General features: G+C 71.7%; 17 protein-coding genes and 1 pseudogene. 5 read left to right on the forward strand and 13 right to left on the reverse strand.

Translation table 11 applies throughout. The annotated features are described in order from the left end of the window. Positions 1–78 precede the first annotated feature (78 nt). From pstC to pstB, 3 genes are read left to right on the forward strand one after another with little or no spacing between them, the layout of a single operon-like run. Positions 79–1,086: a phosphate ABC transporter permease subunit PstC gene (pstC, locus tag AC07C1_RS37760; protein WP_478946664.1), complete on the forward strand. Its 1,008-nt coding sequence runs from the start codon at positions 79–81 to the stop codon at positions 1,084–1,086. After that, positions 1,083–2,144, forward strand: coding sequence for a phosphate ABC transporter permease PstA (gene pstA / locus AC07C1_RS37765; RefSeq protein WP_478946665.1), 1,062 nt, complete (start codon positions 1,083–1,085; stop codon positions 2,142–2,144). The genes pstC and pstA overlap by 4 nt, the downstream gene beginning before the upstream one ends. A 48-nt stretch (positions 2,145–2,192) precedes the next feature. Then, entirely contained in the window at positions 2,193–2,969 is a 777-nt protein-coding gene (gene pstB, locus AC07C1_RS37770) for a phosphate ABC transporter ATP-binding protein PstB (protein WP_478946666.1), read from the forward strand. 205 nt (positions 2,970–3,174) lie between these two features. Here the strand turns inward: pstB and AC07C1_RS37775 are convergent, their stop codons facing one another. Both AC07C1_RS37775 and AC07C1_RS37780 read right to left on the reverse strand, forming a co-directional pair. Further along, positions 3,175–4,173, reverse strand: coding sequence for an inorganic phosphate transporter (locus AC07C1_RS37775; RefSeq protein WP_478946667.1), 999 nt, complete (start codon positions 4,171–4,173; stop codon positions 3,175–3,177). Between the two features lie 7 nt (positions 4,174–4,180). Further along, on the reverse strand, positions 4,181–4,801 hold the full coding sequence (locus tag AC07C1_RS37780; protein WP_478946668.1) for a DUF47 domain-containing protein: 621 nt from the start codon (positions 4,799–4,801) through the stop codon (positions 4,181–4,183). Between the two features lie 207 nt (positions 4,802–5,008). Here AC07C1_RS37780 and AC07C1_RS37785 point away from each other — a divergent pair, with 207 nt between their 5' ends. Further along, complete coding sequence (locus AC07C1_RS37785; protein ID WP_478946669.1) at positions 5,009–5,314, forward strand: metal-sensitive transcriptional regulator; 306 nt, start codon at positions 5,009–5,011, stop codon at positions 5,312–5,314. A gap of 58 nt (positions 5,315–5,372) precedes the next feature. Here AC07C1_RS37785 and AC07C1_RS37790 read toward each other — a convergent pair whose 3' ends face one another. The 7 genes from AC07C1_RS37790 to mshD form a co-directional block, all read right to left on the reverse strand. Beyond that, complete coding sequence (locus AC07C1_RS37790; RefSeq protein ID WP_478946691.1) at positions 5,373–5,540, reverse strand: hypothetical protein; 168 nt, start codon at positions 5,538–5,540, stop codon at positions 5,373–5,375. A 101-nt stretch (positions 5,541–5,641) separates the two neighbouring features. Continuing rightward, the gene (locus tag AC07C1_RS37795; protein ID WP_478946670.1) at positions 5,642–6,496 is read right to left on the reverse strand and encodes an SCO4651 family lipoprotein; all 855 of its coding nucleotides are present in this window, start codon (positions 6,494–6,496) and stop codon (positions 5,642–5,644) included. Between the two features lie 356 nt (positions 6,497–6,852). Then, positions 6,853–7,278: an NUDIX hydrolase gene (locus AC07C1_RS37800; RefSeq protein ID WP_478946671.1), complete on the reverse strand. Its 426-nt coding sequence runs from the start codon at positions 7,276–7,278 to the stop codon at positions 6,853–6,855. 18 nt (positions 7,279–7,296) lie between these two features. Beyond that, positions 7,297–8,499: a CHAD domain-containing protein gene (locus AC07C1_RS37805; protein WP_478946672.1), complete on the reverse strand. Its 1,203-nt coding sequence runs from the start codon at positions 8,497–8,499 to the stop codon at positions 7,297–7,299. After that, positions 8,480–10,834, reverse strand: a complete 2,355-nt coding sequence (locus tag AC07C1_RS37810; protein WP_478946673.1) for an RNA degradosome polyphosphate kinase — start codon at positions 10,832–10,834, stop codon at positions 8,480–8,482. The genes AC07C1_RS37805 and AC07C1_RS37810 overlap by 20 nt, the downstream gene beginning before the upstream one ends. Positions 10,835–11,093: 259 nt before the next feature. After that, on the reverse strand, positions 11,094–11,255 hold the full coding sequence (locus AC07C1_RS37815; RefSeq protein WP_478946674.1) for a hypothetical protein: 162 nt from the start codon (positions 11,253–11,255) through the stop codon (positions 11,094–11,096). A gap of 507 nt (positions 11,256–11,762) precedes the next feature. Then, positions 11,763–12,689 carry a mycothiol synthase gene (mshD, locus tag AC07C1_RS37820; RefSeq protein ID WP_478946675.1) on the reverse strand — a complete coding sequence of 309 codons (927 nt, stop codon included), beginning with the start codon at positions 12,687–12,689 and terminating at the stop codon, positions 11,763–11,765. 167 nt (positions 12,690–12,856) lie between these two features. Between mshD and AC07C1_RS37825 the strand changes: the two genes are divergently transcribed. Continuing rightward, positions 12,857–14,656: a bifunctional metallophosphatase/5'-nucleotidase gene (locus tag AC07C1_RS37825; protein ID WP_478946676.1), complete on the forward strand. Its 1,800-nt coding sequence runs from the start codon at positions 12,857–12,859 to the stop codon at positions 14,654–14,656. 51 nt (positions 14,657–14,707) lie between these two features. Here the strand turns inward: AC07C1_RS37825 and AC07C1_RS37830 are convergent, their stop codons facing one another. From AC07C1_RS37830 to AC07C1_RS37845, 4 genes and pseudogenes are all read right to left on the reverse strand, one after another. After that, positions 14,708–15,832, reverse strand: coding sequence for a tetratricopeptide repeat protein (locus AC07C1_RS37830; protein WP_478946677.1), 1,125 nt, complete (start codon positions 15,830–15,832; stop codon positions 14,708–14,710). Then, a complete protein-coding gene (locus AC07C1_RS37835) occupies positions 15,829–17,133 on the reverse strand; it encodes an ATP-binding protein (RefSeq protein ID WP_478946678.1) in 1,305 nt (434 codons plus the stop codon). The genes AC07C1_RS37830 and AC07C1_RS37835 overlap by 4 nt, the downstream gene beginning before the upstream one ends. A gap of 28 nt (positions 17,134–17,161) precedes the next feature. Further along, positions 17,162–17,347: pseudogene (locus AC07C1_RS37840) on the reverse strand (pectinesterase family protein); the annotation flags it as partial. A 47-nt stretch (positions 17,348–17,394) separates the two neighbouring features. Next, a complete protein-coding gene (locus tag AC07C1_RS37845; protein WP_478946679.1) occupies positions 17,395–18,261 on the reverse strand; it encodes an NmrA/HSCARG family protein in 867 nt (288 codons plus the stop codon). Positions 18,262–18,288 lie beyond the last annotated feature (27 nt).

Raw genomic sequence — 18,288 nt, forward strand, 5'->3', positions numbered from 1 at the left:
GGGCCGCACCGTCCGGTGCACCGCCGCCACGAGCCGCGGCCCCACAGGGGTGGTTGGCTCCGCAGACCGGAGAACCCGATGGACATATCGACCAAGACAACCGACGCACCTCCCCCGGCGCCCCAGCCCACGGTCACCGAGCAGAAGCGCAACGCCCGCGGCGCGAACCGCCCCGGCGACCGCATCTTCCTCGGCCTGTCACGTGGCTCCGGCATCCTGCTGCTCGTGATCATGGCCGCGATCGCGGTCTTCCTCGCCTACCGCGCGTCCCTCGCGATCAGCAAGGACCACGGGAACTTCCTGACCACGTTCGAGTGGAACACCAACCTCAACCCGCCGGTCTTCGGTATCGCGGTGCTGGCCTTCGGCACGGTCGTCTCGTCGGTCATCGCCATGGCCATCGCCGTGCCGATCGCCGTCGCGATCGCGCTGTTCCTCACGCACTACGCCCCGCGCAAGCTGAGCGGTGCCATCGCCTACGTGATCGACCTGCTCGCCGCCGTGCCGTCCATCGTCTACGGCCTCTGGGGCGCCCTCATCCTCGTCCCGCACATGCAGGGCCTGTACGGCTGGCTGGACCACTACCTCGGCTGGACCGGCATCTTCTCCTGGGAGGGCGGCGCCCCCCGCGCCATGCTCACCGTCGGCGTCCTGCTGGCGATCATGATCCTGCCGATCATCACCAACGTCAGCCGCGAGGTCTTCCGCCAGGTCCCGCGGATGCACGAGGAGGCCGCGCTCGCCCTCGGTGCCACCCGCTGGGAGGTCGTCCGCATGTCGGTCCTGCCCTTCGGCCGCTCCGGCGTGATCTCCGCCTCGATGCTCGGCCTCGGCCGCGCCCTCGGCGAGACGATGGCCGTGGCCACCGTGCTCTCCCCGAGCTACGACATCCAGGCCAGCCTGCTCGACCCGGGCGGCGGCACCTTCGCCCAGAACATCGCCAGCAAGTTCGGTGAGGCCACCGAGCAGGGCCGGGACGCGCTGATCGCCTCCGGTCTCGTCCTCTTCGTCATCACGCTGCTGGTCAACGGCGCGGCCCGTGCGATCATCGCCCGCCGCAAGGAGTACTCGGGGGCCAACGCATGAGCACCGCAGCCGTCACGGACAAGCGCCCCAGCACGCTGCGTGGCGCGAGCCTGCCGAAGTGGTCCCCGTGGGCCATCGCCGCCGGCTCCGTCGCCGTCGCGATCGGCATCGCCCTCGCCGCGGGCCTGCACAACAAGGTCCAGTGGGGTCTGATCGCCGCGATCCTCTTCATCCTGGGCACCTACGGCATCGCCACCGCGGTCGAGGGCCGCCGGCAGGCCAAGGACCGGGTCGCCACCTCCCTCGTCTGGGTCGCCTTCCTGCTCGCCGTCATCCCGCTGGTCTCCCTGGTCTGGACGACCGTCTCGCGCGGCGTGAAGGTCCTCGACGTCTACTTCCTCACCCACTCCATGGGTGTCGTCGCCGACTCCGAGCCGGGCGGCGGCATCTACCACGCCATCATCGGCAGCCTGGAGCAGGTCGGCCTGGCCACCCTCATCGGTGCCCCGATCGGCGTGCTCACCGCGATCTACCTGGTCGAGTACGGGCGGGGTCGCCTCGCCCAGGCGGTCACCTTCTTCGTCGACGTCATGACGGGCATCCCGTCGATCGTCGCGGGTCTGTTCATCCTCAGCCTGATGCTCATCTTCAAGATGCAGCCGTTCGGCTTCGCCGGTTCGCTGGCCCTGGCCATCCTGATGATGCCGGTCGTCGTCCGCTCCACCGAGGAGATGCTCAAGCTCGTCCCGAACGAACTGCGCGAGGCCTCCCTGGCGCTCGGCGTGCCGAAGTGGCGGACAATCCTGAAGGTGGTCCTGCCGACCTCCATCGGCGGCATCACCACCGGCATCATGCTCGCCATCGCCCGCATCGCGGGCGAGACCGCGCCGGTGCTGCTGCTGGTGTTCGGCAACCCGTTCATCAACAACAACCCGTTCGAGGGCGCGCAGGCGTCGCTGCCGCTGTACATCTATCAGCAGTACGCGCAGAGCGCGGGCGCCAACGCGGCGTACGACCGCGCGTGGGCGGCGTCGCTCACACTGATCGCCTTCGTGATGATCCTCAACCTGGTGGCCCGCGGGATCGCCCGCTGGAAGGCCCCGAAGACCGGTCGCTGAGCGCGGCCATACAGCGACCGAGCCTGAATTCCTGGAAGTGAAGTAGACATGGCCAAGCGAATCGACGTAAGCGGACTCACCGCCTACTACGGCTCCCACAAGGCGATCGAGGACATCTCGATGACGGTCGAGCCGCGCTCGGTGACGGCGTTCATCGGGCCGTCCGGCTGCGGCAAGTCGACGTTCCTGCGGACCCTCAACCGCATGCACGAGGTCACCCCGGGTGGCCGCGTCGAGGGCAAGGTGCTGCTCGACGACGAGGACCTGTACGGCGCCGGCATCGACCCGGTGTCGGTCCGGCGCGAGGTGGGCATGGTCTTCCAGCGCCCGAACCCGTTCCCCACGATGTCGATCTTCGAGAACGTGGCGGCGGGCCTGCGTCTGAACGGCAGCTACAAGAAGAGCGAGCTGAACGACATAGTCGAGAAGTCGCTCAAGGGCGCGAACCTCTGGAACGAGGTGAAGGACCGCCTGAACAAGCCGGGCTCCGGCCTGTCGGGCGGCCAGCAGCAGCGTCTGTGCATCGCCCGGGCGATCGCGGTCGAGCCCAACGTCCTCCTCATGGACGAGCCCTGCTCCGCCCTGGACCCGATCTCCACCCTCGCCATCGAGGACCTGATCGGTGAGCTGAAGGAGCGCTTCACGATCGTCATCGTGACGCACAACATGCAGCAGGCGGCGCGTGTCTCCGACCGCACGGCGTTCTTCAACCTGGCGGCCGTCGGCCAGCCCGGGCGCCTGATCGAGATCGACGACACCGAGCGGATCTTCTCCAACCCGTCCGTCCAGGCCACGGAGGACTACATCTCGGGCCGCTTCGGCTAGGCCGACGCCGGTCACGGACCCCTCGCGGTGCTGCATGGCGGTGCCACCGCGAGGACGCAAAAGGGCCCGCCCCCGGCTCCCGGGGGCGGGCCCACGCATTGCTCCCCCCACCGGCTCGGCCGGCTGCCCACTCCGCCCACCCTTCCTGGGCGGCTTTTCAGCCGGTGGGAAGGGTGGGCGGGTGGGGAAGAGGCAGGGGTGCCGGTTACAGCACCGTCAGGTTCACCAGGCCGAAGGCCAGCGCAGCGACCAGTGCCGCCGCCGGCATCGTGATGAACCAGCCGAGGACGATGTTCTTGGCCACGCCCCAGCGGACGGCGTTCACGCGCTTGGTCGCGCCGACGCCCATGATCGCCGAGGTGATCACATGGGTCGTGGAGATCGGCGCCTTGAAGAGGAACGCCGTGGTGAACATGATCGACGCACCGGTCGTCTCGGCCGCGAACCCCTGCGGCGGGTCCAACTCGATGATCTTGCGGCCCAGCGTGCGCATGATGCGCCAGCCACCCGCGTACGTGCCCAGCGACAGCATCATCGCGCAGACGATCTTCACCCACACCGGGATCGGATCGCCGTACGTCTGGTGGCCGGAAATCACCAGTGCCATCACCACGACACCCATGGTCTTCTGGGCGTCCTGGAGGCCGTGGCCGAGGGCCATGCCGGCCGCCGACACGGTCTGCGCGATGCGGAAGCCCCGCTTGGCCTTGTGCGGGTTGGACCGGCGGAACAACCACAGGATCGCCGTCATCATCAGGTAACCGACGATCAGGCCCACGAACGGCGACACGAACATCGGGATGACGACCTTGTCGAGGACGCCGCCCCAGAGCACGGTCGTGCCACCTGCCAGCGCCGCGCCCACCAAGCCGCCGAACAGCGCGTGCGAGGACGACGAGGGCAGGCCGAAGTACCAGGTGGCGAGGTTCCAGACGATCGCGCCGAGCAGCGCCGCGAAGAGGATGCCCAGCCCCTTCGATCCCTGGGGTGTCTCGATCAGGCCCTCGCTGACCGTCTTGGCGACCCCGGAGCCCAGGAAGGCACCGGCGAGGTTCATCACGGCCGCCATGGCGAGGGCCGCCCGCGGGGTCAGCGCCCGCGTCGACACCGACGTCGCGATCGCGTTCGCGGAGTCGTGAAAACCGTTCGTGTACGTGAAGAAGAGCGCGACCGCGATGGTCACGACCAGAGCGAAGGTGTCCATCGACGCCTCAGGACTCCTTGACGGCGATGGTCTCCACCGTGTTCGCCACGTGTTCGAACGCGTCCGCGGCCTCTTCCAGGACGTCCACGATCTGCTTGAGCTTGAGCACCTCGATCGCGTCGTACTTGCCGTTGAAGAGGTGGGCGAGCAGCTTGCGGTGGATCTGGTCCGCCTGGTTCTCCAGCCGGTTGATCTCGATCCAGTACTCGGTGAGGTTGGCCATCGTGCGGAGGTTCGGCATCGCCTCCGCCGTCAGCTCGGCCGCCCGCGCCAGCACCTCGATCTGCTGCTCGACGCCCTTGGGCAGTTCCTCGACGTTGTAGAGGACGACCAGGTCGACGGCCTCCTCCATGAAGTCCATGATGTCGTCCAGGGACCCGGCGAGGGTATAGATGTCCTCACGGTCGAACGGCGTGATGAACGAGGAGTTCAGCTGGTGGAAGATCGCGTGCGTGGCGTCGTCACCTGCGTGTTCCGCGGCCCGCATACGCTCTGCGATCTCGGCCCGGGCGGAGGAGTCCGCCCCGAGCAGTTCCATCAGGAGCTTCGAGCCGGTGACGATGTTGTCCGCGGAGGCGGCGAACATGTCGTAGAAGCTCGTCTCCCTGGGGGTCAGACGAAAGCGCACGTGTGGTCCTCGGGGTGCTTCGGTTTCGGTCAGGCTGATGCTAGGCGCATCATCCGGCCACGGCTATCGGGCCGTCCCCCAGTGTCGCCCATCGGACACAGTGATCAGCACGGGGGCGTACCAAGGGGCTCCTACCCGGCAAAGTTCGTTACCATATACCCGGCAGGGGTATGTATCCGCAGCTTGTCCCCGAGATGGAGGCCCGCGATGACGACGACCGAGGCCGGCGCCACGCACGGCTACCACAAGCAGAAGGACGAGCACCTCAAGCGGCTGCGCCGGATCGAGGGCCAGATCCGCGGTCTGCAGCGGATGGTAGACGAGGATACGTACTGCATCGACATACTCACGCAGGTCTCCGCCTCCACCAAGGCTCTGCAGTCCTTCGCGCTGCAGTTGCTGGAGGAGCACCTGCGGCACTGCGTCGCGGACGCGGCCGTCGAGGGCGGTGACGAGATCGACGCGAAGGTGGAGGAGGCGACGAAGGCGATCGGCCGCCTGCTGCGCACCTGAGCCTCGAGCACCGGCGGAGCCGGCCGGAAAGGAGCCCCCGGCACCGGCACCGCCCCTCTCACACTTCGGCCGATTCCCGCTCCTCGGCCACCCGCAGCACCTCGTCGATGCTCTCCAGGCTGAGCCGGTCCTCGGCGGCCGAGGCGGCGATGATCAACTCTCCGCACAGCTCGATCTCGGCGAGGGCCACGTGGTCCTGAACCGCCGTACCGCCCACCGGAGCCACCCGCCTCACCTCTCCTGTGCCGTCACCGGTTTCCTAGGGTAGGCAGGGCTCCACACACCGCGCATGGCACGGACGGGCTAGTTCGAGGGTGGCGCACCGGACTAGTGCGGTGGCTCGTTCTCGGCGATCCGGCCCGCGTAGATGTCCGCCGGGCGCGGCAGCCGTACGTCCGCGGGTACGCCGAAGCCGTACAGCAGCGTGGTCGAGGCGACCGCCACGGACGTCTTCTGGCGGCCGTTGACGAAGCTGAAGCGCTGCCTGAGCTTGCGAATGCGGCCCTGGTCGTCCAGGTAGACGTCGAACGGCACCTCGGCCGTGGCGAACCCTTTCGCCGCCGCCGTGAGGGACGCCCTGCCGTCGGCGGAGGCGTACCGCGCCGCACGGCTCAGGTCCGCCGTCCCCCGGTAGTGCCGCACCTCGGTACCGGCGACCTCGGTCCTGCCGACGTAGGTCGCCGTACGCGTCCCGCGCAGCACCTCGGCCGCCGTGTACGGGTCGGTCGCGCCGCCGGTGACCAGATTGCCGTCGGACAGCGACGCGGTCTCCACCCGTACCCACTTGTCGGCGGGCACCCCGGCGCCCCGGTTCTTCATGAACAGGGCGCCCGGCGCGAGGAGTTCGGTGATGGGCCGGTGTTCGGAGGCGCCCGTGGGGTCCGCGGGCAGGATCACGGCGAGCCGGCCGAGCCGGTGCCGGTAGTCGTAGACGCCCCTGCCGCGGATGGTGACCCGGGTGCCGCCCGCGGCCATCTCCATCGACGTGCTGGCCTTGGAGCTGCCCGCGCCGCGCAGCGTGTCGGCGGCCCGGTGCAGGGCGGCGACCGGGTCGCCCGCTCCCTTCACGTCCTCGGCGGCGGCTCCGCTGCCGGAACAGCCCGTGGCACCCGCACCGAGGCCGAGCATGATGACCACCGCCAGGACCGTCCTGTCCGCGCGCCTGTGCTGCCGCCGATCCATCGCCTGCCTACCCCCAGCCGGTACGTCCGTCACGGGCCCCACCTCGTTCGGTTAACGACGGGTACGGGGCGCCGTCACGCGCCGCCGGAAGGCGGAAAGGACGGTGGGGGAAGGCGGGGCCGGACCATGGGAACCCTTGCCGGAGGCTGGGTAACGTTGTCACCGTGGCAGTCACCGCGGCGTATCAGGACGGGCCGGAGCCCGCCCGGTCCGGGCAGGAACACCTCACGACGACGACCGAACAGGGTCGCTTCTGCGTGGCCAGATGCAGTTGTGGCTGGCGCGGCCCTGCCCGCCGGGCCCGCAGCCAGGCCCGCTCGGACGCGGAGGGGCACACGGCGGCCCCGTGACGGGGCTCAGCCCCGCCCCCGCCGATGCGCGGCCGGCCGGAGGAAGGCGTCCACCAGGTCCCGGTCGCGGGGCTGGGTGAGCCGGCCGCGGGCCGCGGCGGGCGAGAGCCACAGGATGCGGTCCACCTCGTCGGTCGGCGTGAAGTGGCCGGAAACCGCCTCGGCGCCCCAGTAACGCACCACCTTGGGGCGGTCGTTGGCCAGATACCGCAGCGTCGGCAGCTCGCTGCCGGGCCGGGCCGTGTACCCGGTCTCCTCCGCCACCTCGCGCAGCGCGCCCGCGAGCGGGTCCTCGCCCCGCTTGAGTTTGCCTTTCGGGTGGGACCAGTCGTCGTACTTCGGCCGGTGGACCAAACAGAGTTCCAGGTCGCCGGTGACCGGTGAGCGGCGCCAGAGCACGCAGCCCGCCGCCTGGACGGGAGTGTCGTTCACACCGCCTCCTCGTGGGGTTCAGGGGGCGTTGACGGTCTGCTTCTGCCAGGCCCGCTGGAACGCGAACCTGGCCGCTTCCACCTCGTGCCGCTGGTCGGCGTGGAGCACCCCGAGGGTGTACGCCGTCGCGGGCGTGATGCGAGGGGTGCGGGCCGCCTGCGCGGCCGCCGCGGCGGCCTCCGAGGCGTCCCGGTGCCGGTTCAGGGCCTGCCCCGCCGCCGGCAGCCGTACGTCCACGGGTGCTCCTCCCGGCTCGCGGCCCGGCTCGAGCGGGGAGGCACCCCCGTCCGCGTTCAGCACCTCACCCGCGTACCGGTGCAGGCGCAGCAGCAGGCGGACCTGGTGCCAGGGGCCGTCCTGGGGGTGGGGGGACGGGTCCGGGGACAGGCCGTGGACCAGGGCCTCCGCGTTGTAGGGGTGGCCCGCGGTGACCAGGGGAAGGGCGGCGACGGCGTCCGTGAGGCGTTCTTCCGCCGCGGCGGCGAGGGGGCGCAGGTCGGTGGTGGGGGCGGTGGGGGCGAGGGGGACCTCGCTGGCGAGTAAGGCGATCTTGTCCGCGACGGCGTGGAAGCGGCTGGATCCGAGGGCCTGGAGGGCGGTGGAGTGGGCTCGGGTCCGGGCCAGGGTCAGCTGGCGTTCGAGCAGGGCGCCCGCCTTCGCCGCGCCCACGGTGAGGTGGCCGCGTTCGGGAGCCGGTGCCGGCCCGGCCGGGCCACCGGTGTTGTCGAGTGCCGCTCCGGCGGGGACGGGAGCCGTCCTGAGGGCACGACTGCCCACGGCCACGGCGGCTACCGTGTCGCCCGTTGCCGCCGGTGTGCCCGCGCCCGCGCCTGCGGCGGTCGCCTGGCCGGGGAAGACCGCGGCCCCCGACAACCGGTGCAGTGCCGACAGCAGCCGTTCCAGACGGGACTCGTACGCGTGCTCGAGTCCCAGCGTGCCCGAGAGCCAGGCCAGTTCCGGGCGCATCTCCTCCGACCAGTCGGGGTCGAGGAGGGGGCGGAAGGTGTGCAGGCTGCCGCTGATACGGCGGGCCGAGCGGCGCAGGGCGTGCGCCGCGTCGACGGACTCCTGCGCGCCGCCCACGGAGCTGCCGCCGGTCTCCCGGTGCAGACGCAGGGCGCGGAGGAACTCCGTGGCCCGGGCGCGCAGGTAGGCCGCGAGGGCCTCCCCGGTCACCGCTGCGGCCGTGGGGTCCGTCGGGTCAAGGTGTCGCTGTGCCACGCCGGCGCCTCCGGGCGTCTATGAGCATCTCCTGGACGTTGCGCAGGGGTTGGCCGTCCCCGTCGGCCGCGTGTCGCGTCCACTCGCCGTCCGGGCCGAGGTGCCAGGAGGCGGTGGTGTCGGACATGCCGGTGTCCAGCAGCCGGTCGAGGGCTGCGCGATGACCGGGGTCGACGACCCTGACCAGGGCCTCTATCCGGCGGTCGAGGTTGCGGTGCATCATGTCGGCGCTGCCGATCCACACCTCGGGTTCGCCGCCGTTGCCGAAGGCGAAGACCCGCGAGTGTTCGAGGAAGCGGCCGAGGATGGAGCGGACCCGTATGTTCTCCGACAGGCCCGTGACGCCCGGGCGGACGGCGCAGATGCCGCGCACCCAGATGTCGACCGGCACGCCCGCCTGGGAGGCCCGGTAGAGCGCGTCGATGACCGCCTCGTCGACCATCGAGTTGACCTTGATACGGACGAAGGCCGGACGGCCCGCACGGTGGTGCTGGGCCTCCTTGTCGATCCGCGCGACGAGGCCGTCCCGCAGGGACTTGGGGGCGACGAGGAGCCGGCGGTAGGTCTCGCGGCGGGAGTAGCCGGACAGGCGGTTGAAGAGGTCGGAGAGGTCCGCGCCGACCTGGGGGTCGGCGGTGAGCAGGCCCAGGTCCTCGTAGAGGCGGGCCGTCTTCGGGTGGTAGTTGCCCGTGCCGACGTGGCTGTAGCGGCGCAGGGTCTCGCCCTCCTGGCGGACCACGAGGGACAGCTTGCAGTGCGTCTTCAGGCCGACCAGGCCGTAGACCACGTGACAGCCGGCCTCCTCCAGTTTGCGCGCCCACTTGATGTTGGCGTGCTCGTCGAAGCGGGCCTTGATCTCGACCAGGACGAGGACCTGCTTGCCGGACTCGGCGGCGTCGATGAGCGCGTCCACTATCGGGGAGTCGCCGGAGGTGCGGTACAGGGTCTGCTTGATGGCGAGGACGTCCGGGTCGGCCGCCGCCTGCTCCAGGAAGGCCTGCACGGAGGTGGAGAAGGAGTCGTACGGGTGGTGCAGCAGGACGTCCCGGGCGCGCAGGGCCGCGAAGATGTCCGGTGCGGACGCCGACTCGACCTCGGCGAGGTCACGGTTGGTGCCGGCGACGAACTTGGGGTACTTCAGCTCCGGCCGGTCGAGGCCGTGGATGCGGAAGAGCCCGGTGAGGTCGAGGGGGCCGGGGAGCGGGTAGACCTCGGCCTCGGAGATCTTCAGCTCGCGGACCAGCAGGTCCAGCACCTCGCGATCGATGGACTCCTCGACCTCCAGGCGCACCGGCGGGCCGAAGCGGCGCCGCATGAGTTCCTTCTCCAGGGCCTGGAGCAGGTTCTCGGCGTCGTCCTCCTCGACCTCCAGGTCCTCGTTGCGGGTGAGCCGGAAGGCGTGGTGCTCCAGTACCTCCATGCCCGGGAACAGCTCTTCCAGGTGCGCGGCGATGACGTCCTCGAGGGGGACGAAGCGGCCGGGCGTGGCCTCCAGGAAGCGGGACAGCAGCGGCGGCACCTTCACGCGCGCGAAGTGCTTGTGGCCGCTGACCGGGTTGCGTACGACGACGGCCAGGTTCAGGGAGAGGCCGGAGATGTACGGGAACGGGTGCGCGGGGTCCACGGCCAGCGGGGTGAGGACCGGGAAGATCTGGTGCCGGAAGAGCGTGAAGAGCCGTGCCTGTTCCTTTTCGGTCAGCTCGCTCCAGCGGACCAGGTGGATGCCCTCCTCCGCGAGCGCGGGGGCGACGTCCTCGTGGTAGCAGGCGGCGTGCCGGGCCATCAGCTCGCGGGAGCGGGCCCAGATCATCTCCAGTACCTCGCGCGGCTGGAGGCCGGAGGCGGAGCGGGTGGCGACACCGGTGGCGATACGGCGCTTCAGGCCGGCCACCCGGACCATGAAGAACTCGTCCAGGTTGCTGGCGAAGATCGCCAGGAAGTTCGCGCGCTCCAGCAGGGGCGTGTTCGGGTCCTCGGCCAGTTCCAGGACCCGCTCGTTGAACGCGAGCCAGCTGCGCTCCCGGTCGAGGAAGCGTCCCTGCGGCAGCGGAGCCCCGTCACCCGGCGACTCCTCGTACCCGTCGAGGTCGGCATCGAGGTCGGGTTCCAGGTCGGAGACCACGGCGGCCACGGTGTGCTGGCGGTGCGCGGCGATGGAGCCCACGGAGGGCTGGGGGTGCTGGGCCGGTGCCTGGGCGTTTGGCTGACTCATGACCCTATTCTTCCGCGCCACGGACGTGACAGGCGCGTCGGAACGTGCGGGCGGGAGCGTCACGGCCCCGTTCTGCGCCGGCCCCTCGTGGGGCGGCGACGGCTCTGGCACGGCGGGCTTCATTGGCCGAGCGTCGCAAGCCCGTCTGAATCGATGGTTACGGAGACATGACGTGCGGGATAGCGCGGGGCGGCTCCCGGGAGTCCTCGGCGCGAAGGCCGGCGGATTCCTGCCGGGGAGGCACGCGCCGGATTCCGTGGCGCAGACGGCGGTCCCGCACGTCGCTCCCCCCACGGAGAGACGCACGGGACCCGGGCCGGTGCCGGTCCCAGCCGGTACGGCGGCGCGGCACCGCGTACGGGGGCGACGGCGGCGAGCGGGGTCAGGAGGACCGGGACCGAAATCCGGACAGCGTGCGGCGCGGCGGCTGCCACAGCTCGCGCAGGCACGTCCGCAGGGCCAGGGTGACGGCGAGGGCCGCGCCCAGCCGGGTGCGGCGCGGGGCCGGCCCGGTCAGAACACCGGCGGCGGGGGCGACCAGCACCAGCGCGGACGGGCGCGGCCCCGGGTCCAGTGGGTGACCAGGGCGTGTCCCGGTCGCCGGACCGGGCCCGGCCGAAGGCCACGGCGGGGACCGCGCTGCCGGTCACCGGCGGTACGGCGGCCGGGGTGAGCCGGTGCGGCCGTGGCAGGGCACGGCCGGGGTGGTCATGCGGCGGCTCCCGGGCCGGCGGCTGCCCCGATGGCTGTCTCGGTCACACGCCGGTTCCCGCGAGGGCCGTGGCCGAAGGGGTGCCGGTGGCTGCCCCGGCCGTCCGGAGCGCCCCGGTCATCCGGCGCAGGGCCAGGAAGGAGCCGAGCACCAGCAGCGCGGCGACGCCCAGGATGAGCGCGCTGGTGACCGGTGCGGGACACCAGGCCCTGCTCGACGACGATGCCGTCCGAGCCCATGTAGCCCTGCTTGCGGGTGCCGATCTCGGTGACCGCCGGCCACAGGAGAGGGGCGGTCGTCAAGGCGACCGCCCCTCAGGTGCCCGTCAAGCGGTGTATGTCAGCTTTCGGCGCGGTACATCAGGTCGGTCTCGTGGACCGTGAACCCCAGCCGCTCGTACACCGACACCGCGGCCTTGTTGTCGGCGTCGACGTAGAGCATCGCGGTCGGCAGGCCCTGCCGGGCCAGGTGGCGCAGGCCGGTCGTGGTGAGGGCCTTGCCGAGTCCGCCGCCCTGTTCGCCGGGCCGTACCCCGAGGACGTAGACCTCGCCCAGCCCCTCCTCGGCGTGCATCTTGGTCCAGTGGAAGCCGACCAGTTCCCCGCGTCGTTCGGCGAGGAAGAACCCGGCCGGGTCGAACCACGGCTCGGCCTTGCGGGCGTCGAGGTCCCGCTGGGTCAGCGAGCCCTGCTCGGGGTGGTGGGCGAAGGCGGCCGCGTTGACCGCGAGCCAGGCCGCGTCGTCCTTGCCGGGTACGAAGGCGCGCACGGTCACGCCTTCGGGCAGGTCCGGGTCGGGCAGCTCCAGATCGCTCAACGACCGCCGCATCTGCCGCAGTTCACGGAAGAGGGTGAGACCGAGCACCTGGGCGAGGTGCCGGGCGGCGGGGTGCCCGCCGTGCGCCCACACCCGCAGTCGCTTGCCGGAGGCGGCGAGCAGCGCCGCGCCGAGTGCCCGCCCGTGCCCGTGCCCGCGGTGCGCGGGGTGGACGACCAGTTCGGCGGCCGGCGCCTCCACCGGATCGGTGTCCTCCAGCTGGGCGTAACCGACGAGTTCGCCGTCGATGTTCAGCAGCAGATGCGAGACGCCCTCGCGGGCGCCCCCGCGCAGCTGCAGCCGGCCCTGCTCGGAGACCGGCTGCTGGCCGTCGACCCGGGCGGCCTCGGCGAGCAGGGCGAGCACGGCCTCGGTCTGGTCGGGGGTGAGCGCGGAGTAGGTCTCGATGGAGCGGGGGGGAAAGGCCCGTACGGTGTCGTCGCTGCTCATGCGTATGAGGGTACGGGGCGGCCGGGGGGAAGTCCCGGCATCCCAGCCGGTAAAGGAACCGGCAAGGGAAACCAGGATGTAACCATGAACCCCCTGTCGCGCTACGCGCGTTGACCCTAGGCTGCGCTGCCGGTCCACTCACCGCAGCCGACCCACAGGGGGGTTTCATGCCAGCCGTACCCCGGCGCACCGGACGCCGTACCTCCGCGTTCCTCGCGACGACCGCCGCTCTCGCCACGGCCGCCGCACTGGCCGCCGCGCTGCCCGCACAGGCGCACGCCGGCCAGGGGGGCCACGGGCATGCCCGTCCCGGCCGCTACCAGGACGTCCAGCTGCTGTCCTTCAACGATCTGCACGGCAACCTCGAGCCCCCGTCGGGCTCCTCCGGCCGGGTCACCGAACTCCAGCCGGACGGGACGACGAGGACGGTCGACGCGGGGGGTGTCGAGTACCTCGCGACCCACCTCCGCACGGCCCGTGCGGGCCACCCGTACTCGATCACCGCGGCCGGCGGCGACCTGGTCGGCGCCTCCCCGCTGCTGTCGGGCCTGTTCCACGACGAGCCCACCGTCGAGGCGCTGAACAAGCTGGACCTGGACGTCACCTCGGTCGGCAACCACGAGTTCGACGAGGGTGCGAAGGAACTGGCCCGCCTGCAGAACGGCGGCTGCCACCCGAAGGACGGCTGCTACACGGATCAGGAATTCCAGGGCGCGGACTACCCGTACCTGGCCGCGAACGTCCTGGACGACAGGACCGGCAAGCCGATCCTGAAGCCGTACTGGATCTGGAAGAAGAAGGACGTCCGGATCGGCTTCATCGGCGTCACGCTGGAGGGCACCCCGGGCATCGTCTCGGCGGACGGTGTGAAGGGCCTGACCTTCAAGGACGAGGCCGAGACGATCAACAAGTACGCCAAGGTGCTCCAGCGCCAGGGCGTGCAGTCGATCGTGGCCCTGATCCACGAGGGCGGCTACCCGGCCTCCGGTTCCTACAACTACGACTGCGACTCGCCGGGCGCGGGTGACGGCATCTCCGGCCCGATCGTCGACATCGCCAAGAGCGTGACCCCGGCGGTGGACGCCCTGGTCACCGGCCACACCCACCAGGCGTACGTCTGCACCGTCCCCGACCCGTCCGGCCGGCCCCGCATGGTCACCTCGGCGGCCTCCTTCGGCCGCCTCTACACGGACACCACGCTGACCTACGACCGCCGCACCGGCGACATCGCGCGTACGGCGGTGAGGTCCGCGAACCACGTGGTCACCCGGGACGTGCCCAAGGCGCAGGACATGACGGACCTGATCGGCCGGTGGAACACCCTGGCCGCGCCGATAGGCAACCGCCCCATCGGCTACATCTCCGCCGACATCGGCAGCAATGGCACCGAGTCCCCGATGGGTGACCTGATCGCCGACGCGCAGCTCGCCCACGGCAAGGAGCTGGACCCGGGGACCAGCCTCGCGCTGATGAACCCGGGCGGGGTGCGGGCCGGGCTGACCTACGCGGCCAAGGGCGCCGAGGGCGACGGAGTGGTCACCTACGCCGAGGGGTTCACGGTGCAGCCCTTCGCCAACACCGTGAACCTGCAGGACTTCACCGGCGCGCAGCTGATCCAGGTGCTCAAGGAGCAGGTGAGCGGGGTCAACGCGGCGGCGCCCAAGATCCTCCAGCCGTCCGCCGGGCTCACCTACACCCTGGACATGACCAGGTCCGGCGCCGACCGCGTGGACACCGGCTCCATCCGGCTGAACGGCGCCCCGATCGACCCGGCGGCGACCTACCGCGTCGCCACCAACAGCTTCCTCGCGGGCGGCGGCGACGGCTTCCCGACGCTGGGCCAGGGCACGAACGACCTGGTCGGCTCCGACGACCTGGCAGCCCTGGAGAAGTACCTGACGGCGCACTCGGCGCCGGCTTCCCCGATCGCGCCTCCGAAGGCCGACCGGATCACCGTCGTGCAGTAGAACCGTCCCGCCCGGGGCGGGGGCGTACGCCGTGCCCCGGGCGATCGGTCCTCAGGTGGTCTTCCTCCGGTCGAACCAGATCGTGGCGGCCGTCGGTACCAGGGCCGCCCAGAAGAGGAACTGCGGCACCGTCCGCTCGGTCCACGGCACCTGGGTGAGGAGCAGGGCGCAGAGCATGGCCCAGGCGGCCTGGCCCAGGACGATACGCGGCCAGCGGCCGCGGCGGATCACGGACCGGAGGGTGTACCGGACCCCGCTGCGCAGCCGGCGGTAGCGCAGCAGGGCGCCCAGGGCCCAGAGGACCGCCATGGGGACGAGGTCCCACAGCCGCTGGCCCGCGGAGAGCGGCAGGGCGCGCCGGCTGTGGCCCTCGGTCGCGAAGAGGTCCAGCCCGACGCCGGCGAGGAGCACGCACAGCACGGCGAGCCAGCGCACTCCGCGCAGCAGCCGGTAGGAGGCGTGGTCCAGGCCCTCCCGCATACTCGCCGAGTCCGGTGCGGCGGCGAGGGCGTCGGCGTAGAGGGTGGCGGCCTGCGTGGCCTTGACGCCCGGTGCGGCCGCGGCCTTCCGCGTCTGCCGGGCCAGGGCCTTCGGGTGGTTCGGGTCGAGCCGGAGGATGGCCCGGTCCATCTCGTCGGCGACGGTCCGGTTGCCCGCCATGTCGGCGATCGTCCAGGCCACCTCGTAGGGGAACACCTCCTCGGGCGCCAGGCGGATGGCCTCCTGGGCCAGCTCGTCCGACTCCCGCAGGAAGCCTTCCATGGCCTCCCGGGTGACCTCTCCGCCGTTGGCCTGCCCGAACCGGACGGCCTTGATGCGATACAGCCAGTTGGCGAGCATCGCGTACCCGACCCAGTAGTCGGGGGCGAGGCGGATGACCTCGCGCAGGACGCCCTCGGTCTCGGCGAAACGGCCGCCCACGGCCTGCAGGGCGTAGCAACGCTGGATGAGGGCGCCGACGTCCTCCGGATCGAGCGCGAGCGCCCGTTCGGCCGCTTCCAGCGCCTGGTCCGCCTCCTGCTCGCAGCGGAGGTGGCACCGGGCGAGCCTGACCCAGGCACTGACGTCCTCCGGGTCCTCCACGAGCCGCTGCCCGAGCAGCGCCTTGGCCTCGTCGTAGCGCCCCAGCTCGAAGAGCGCGTCGGCCCGCTCCAGGGCCGGGTGCACGGTGGTCACAGCTTGCGCCTCTTCTTCAGATAGGCGATCAGGTCGTCGTACATCCCGCCCTCGTTGGCGAACATCGCCACGTTCCGGGCGGAAGCGAACCACGGCTCGGCCGACGGCACGGTCTCCTTCGCCGCGGCCAGCAGATCCTTCATCCCGATCAGGCGTACGGTGCCGGTGCGCGCCGACTCGAGCAGCGCGCGCTCGGCGGCCGCCTCGCACAGATGGGCCAGGTCGGCACCGGAGAGGCCGTCGGTGACCTTGGCGAGTCGGGCCAGGTCGACGTTCTCGATGGGGCGGTCGCGCAGGTGGTAGCGGAGAATCGCCTCACGGGCCGGGGCGTCCGGCGGCAGCACGAGCAGGGTGCGGTCCAGCCGCCCGGGGCGGCGCAGGGCATTGTCCACGTCCCAGGGGACGTTGGTGGCGGCGAGTACGAACACGCCCTCGTTGGCGGCGGAGTCGATGCCGTCCAGCTCGGTGAGCAGCTGGTTGACGGTGTTGCGCATCCCGCTGTGCGCGGTACGGCTGCGCTTGGCGCCGAGCGCGTCCAGCTCGTCGAGGAAGACCACGCAGGGGGCCTGGCGGCGGGCGGTCTGGAACAGCTCGTGCATGTTGCGTTCGGAGTTGCCCATCCACATGTCGAGGATGTCGTTGACCGACACCGACAGGAAGCCCGCGCCGAGTTCACCGGCGACCGCCCGCGCGATGAACGTCTTCCCGCAGCCGGGCGGCCCGTACAGCAGCAGCCCGCCCCGCAGGCTCTTGCCGTACAGCTTGCGCAGCTCGGGGTTGCGCAGCGGCGCGAGGAAGGCGGCCTCCAGCCGCTCCTTCACCTCCCGCATCCCGCCGACGTCGGCGAGCCGCACGGCACCGGGCCGCTCCACGTCCCACGCCTCGGCGTCCCCGGGATCGTCGTCGCCGTCGGCCCGGGCCGGCGCCTCGACGAAGCGGGGCGGTACGACGTCCCCGACCTGCTCTTCGGCGGCCGTCCAGTCGAATCCGCCGCGGGACCCGGCGGAGGGCGGCGCCCCGCCCGCCGGCCCCGGTTCCGCGGGCGGGGCCGGCGGCGAGGGCGGAGCGGCCTGCGCGGGCCGGCTCCCCTGCTCCGGTACTCCCATGGCACGGGCCATGAGCTGCCGCGCGTGCGCGTCTCCCGGAGCGTGCTGCAACGCGACCGCCACCTCGGCGACGGCGGCGTCGGTCCGGCCGTCGGTCAGCAGCAGCTCCGCCAGGTGCAGCCGCAGGGGTACGTCGGCAGGCGCGGCCGCAACTGCCGTGCGCAGGCTGTGTATCAGTGGGGAGTCTTCCGGCATGGGCCCTACCCTACGGACCCGTTCCTGGTCAGGAAGCGGCAGGCGGCCAGTCGACCAGCCAGTCCGCGATCTCCTGGCCGGTCGCCTGGGCGTCGGTCAGTCGGGGACGGTCCGCGCCGGCCGGTCCCGCACCCGCGCCGCTGTTCCTGAATTCGGCGAACCGGTCGTCCTTCCACGAGAAGCCGCTCATGTCGGTCGAGGGAGTGGACTTGATCGGTCGTCACCCGCCGCCGGAAAGGCTGCCGCGCCCGGCCGGGCGGGTCAGCGGGCCAGCAGCGCGGGCCAGCCCTGTGCGGCGGCCCAGTCGGTGAAGGTGTGCCAGCCGACCTCGGGGAACGCCCGGCGCAGCCCCGCCACGTCGACGTCGAGGCCGGACGTCGTGAAGTAGGCGAACATCGACGCCAGGTCCTCGGACCTGGTCCGCACCTGGTCGAGTGGCACCTCCTGGTGGGTGATCGGGCTGCCGGTGGCGCCGGCCAGGACTGCGGCGATCCGCTCGGGGGTGCACTCGTCGGAGGCGATGTCGATCCGGCGGCCGGTGAACTCCGCGCGGCGTCGCAGGGCGAGCGCGGCGAACGCGCCGATGTCGGTGGCCGGAATGAGGGTGAGGGGCCGGCCGGCCGGCATGGGCCAGGCGAAGGCGCCCTCGCGCAGCCCGTCGAGGGTCCAGCCGCTGGTGTAGTTGTCCATGAACGCGGCCGGGGCGATCACCGTCCAGGGCACGCCGGACGCGCGCAGGTACCGCTCGACCTCGTGCTTGCTCTCGTAGTGCGGGACGCCGGTGGCGCGGTCGGCGTGGGCGGCGGAGGTGTACACGACGTGGCCGAGGCGGGCGCCCGAGGCGGCGTCCACGAGTGCCTTGCCGTGCCGGATCTCGGTGTCGGTGCCGGTGCCGAACGGGGTGGTGACCGCGAAGAGCGCCTCGGCGCCGGCGAGGGCCGCGTCGAGGGAGGCGCGGTCGTCGAAGTCGGCGTGGCGGACCTCGGCGCCCAGGCCGCGCAGGGCGTCGGCGGACGCCGAGTCCGGGCGGCGGGTGAGGGCGCGGACGTGGTGGCCGGCGGCCAGCAGGGCGCGGGCGGTGGCTCCGCCCTGGGCGCCGGTGGCTCCGGTGACGGCGATGGTGAACATGGTTGTCCCCCGTAGGTAGAATTCCTG

This window comes from Streptomyces sp. NPDC045022 (assembly GCF_056432605.1).

Excerpts from the sequence above, each read along its gene's own strand:
- pstC (WP_478946664.1), top strand. The coding sequence starts at position 79 with ATGGACATATCGACCAAGACAACCGACGCACCTCCCCCGGCGCCCCAG.
- AC07C1_RS37810 (WP_478946673.1), bottom strand. The coding sequence starts at position 10,834 with ATGAAGCCCGCCGTGCCAGAGCCGTCGCCGCCCCACGAGGGGCCGGCG.
- mshD (WP_478946675.1), bottom strand. The coding sequence starts at position 12,689 with ATGAGCAGCGACGACACCGTACGGGCCTTTCCCCCCCGCTCCATCGAG.
- AC07C1_RS37775 (WP_478946667.1), bottom strand. The coding sequence starts at position 4,173 with ATGGACACCTTCGCTCTGGTCGTGACCATCGCGGTCGCGCTCTTCTTC.
- AC07C1_RS37825 (WP_478946676.1), top strand. The coding sequence starts at position 12,857 with ATGCCAGCCGTACCCCGGCGCACCGGACGCCGTACCTCCGCGTTCCTC.
- pstA (WP_478946665.1), top strand. The coding sequence starts at position 1,083 with ATGAGCACCGCAGCCGTCACGGACAAGCGCCCCAGCACGCTGCGTGGC.
- AC07C1_RS37795 (WP_478946670.1), bottom strand. The coding sequence starts at position 6,496 with ATGGATCGGCGGCAGCACAGGCGCGCGGACAGGACGGTCCTGGCGGTG.
- AC07C1_RS37785 (WP_478946669.1), top strand. The coding sequence starts at position 5,009 with ATGACGACGACCGAGGCCGGCGCCACGCACGGCTACCACAAGCAGAAG.
- pstB (WP_478946666.1), top strand. The coding sequence starts at position 2,193 with ATGGCCAAGCGAATCGACGTAAGCGGACTCACCGCCTACTACGGCTCC.
- AC07C1_RS37845 (WP_478946679.1), bottom strand. The coding sequence starts at position 18,261 with ATGTTCACCATCGCCGTCACCGGAGCCACCGGCGCCCAGGGCGGAGCC.
- AC07C1_RS37835 (WP_478946678.1), bottom strand. The coding sequence starts at position 17,133 with ATGCCGGAAGACTCCCCACTGATACACAGCCTGCGCACGGCAGTTGCG.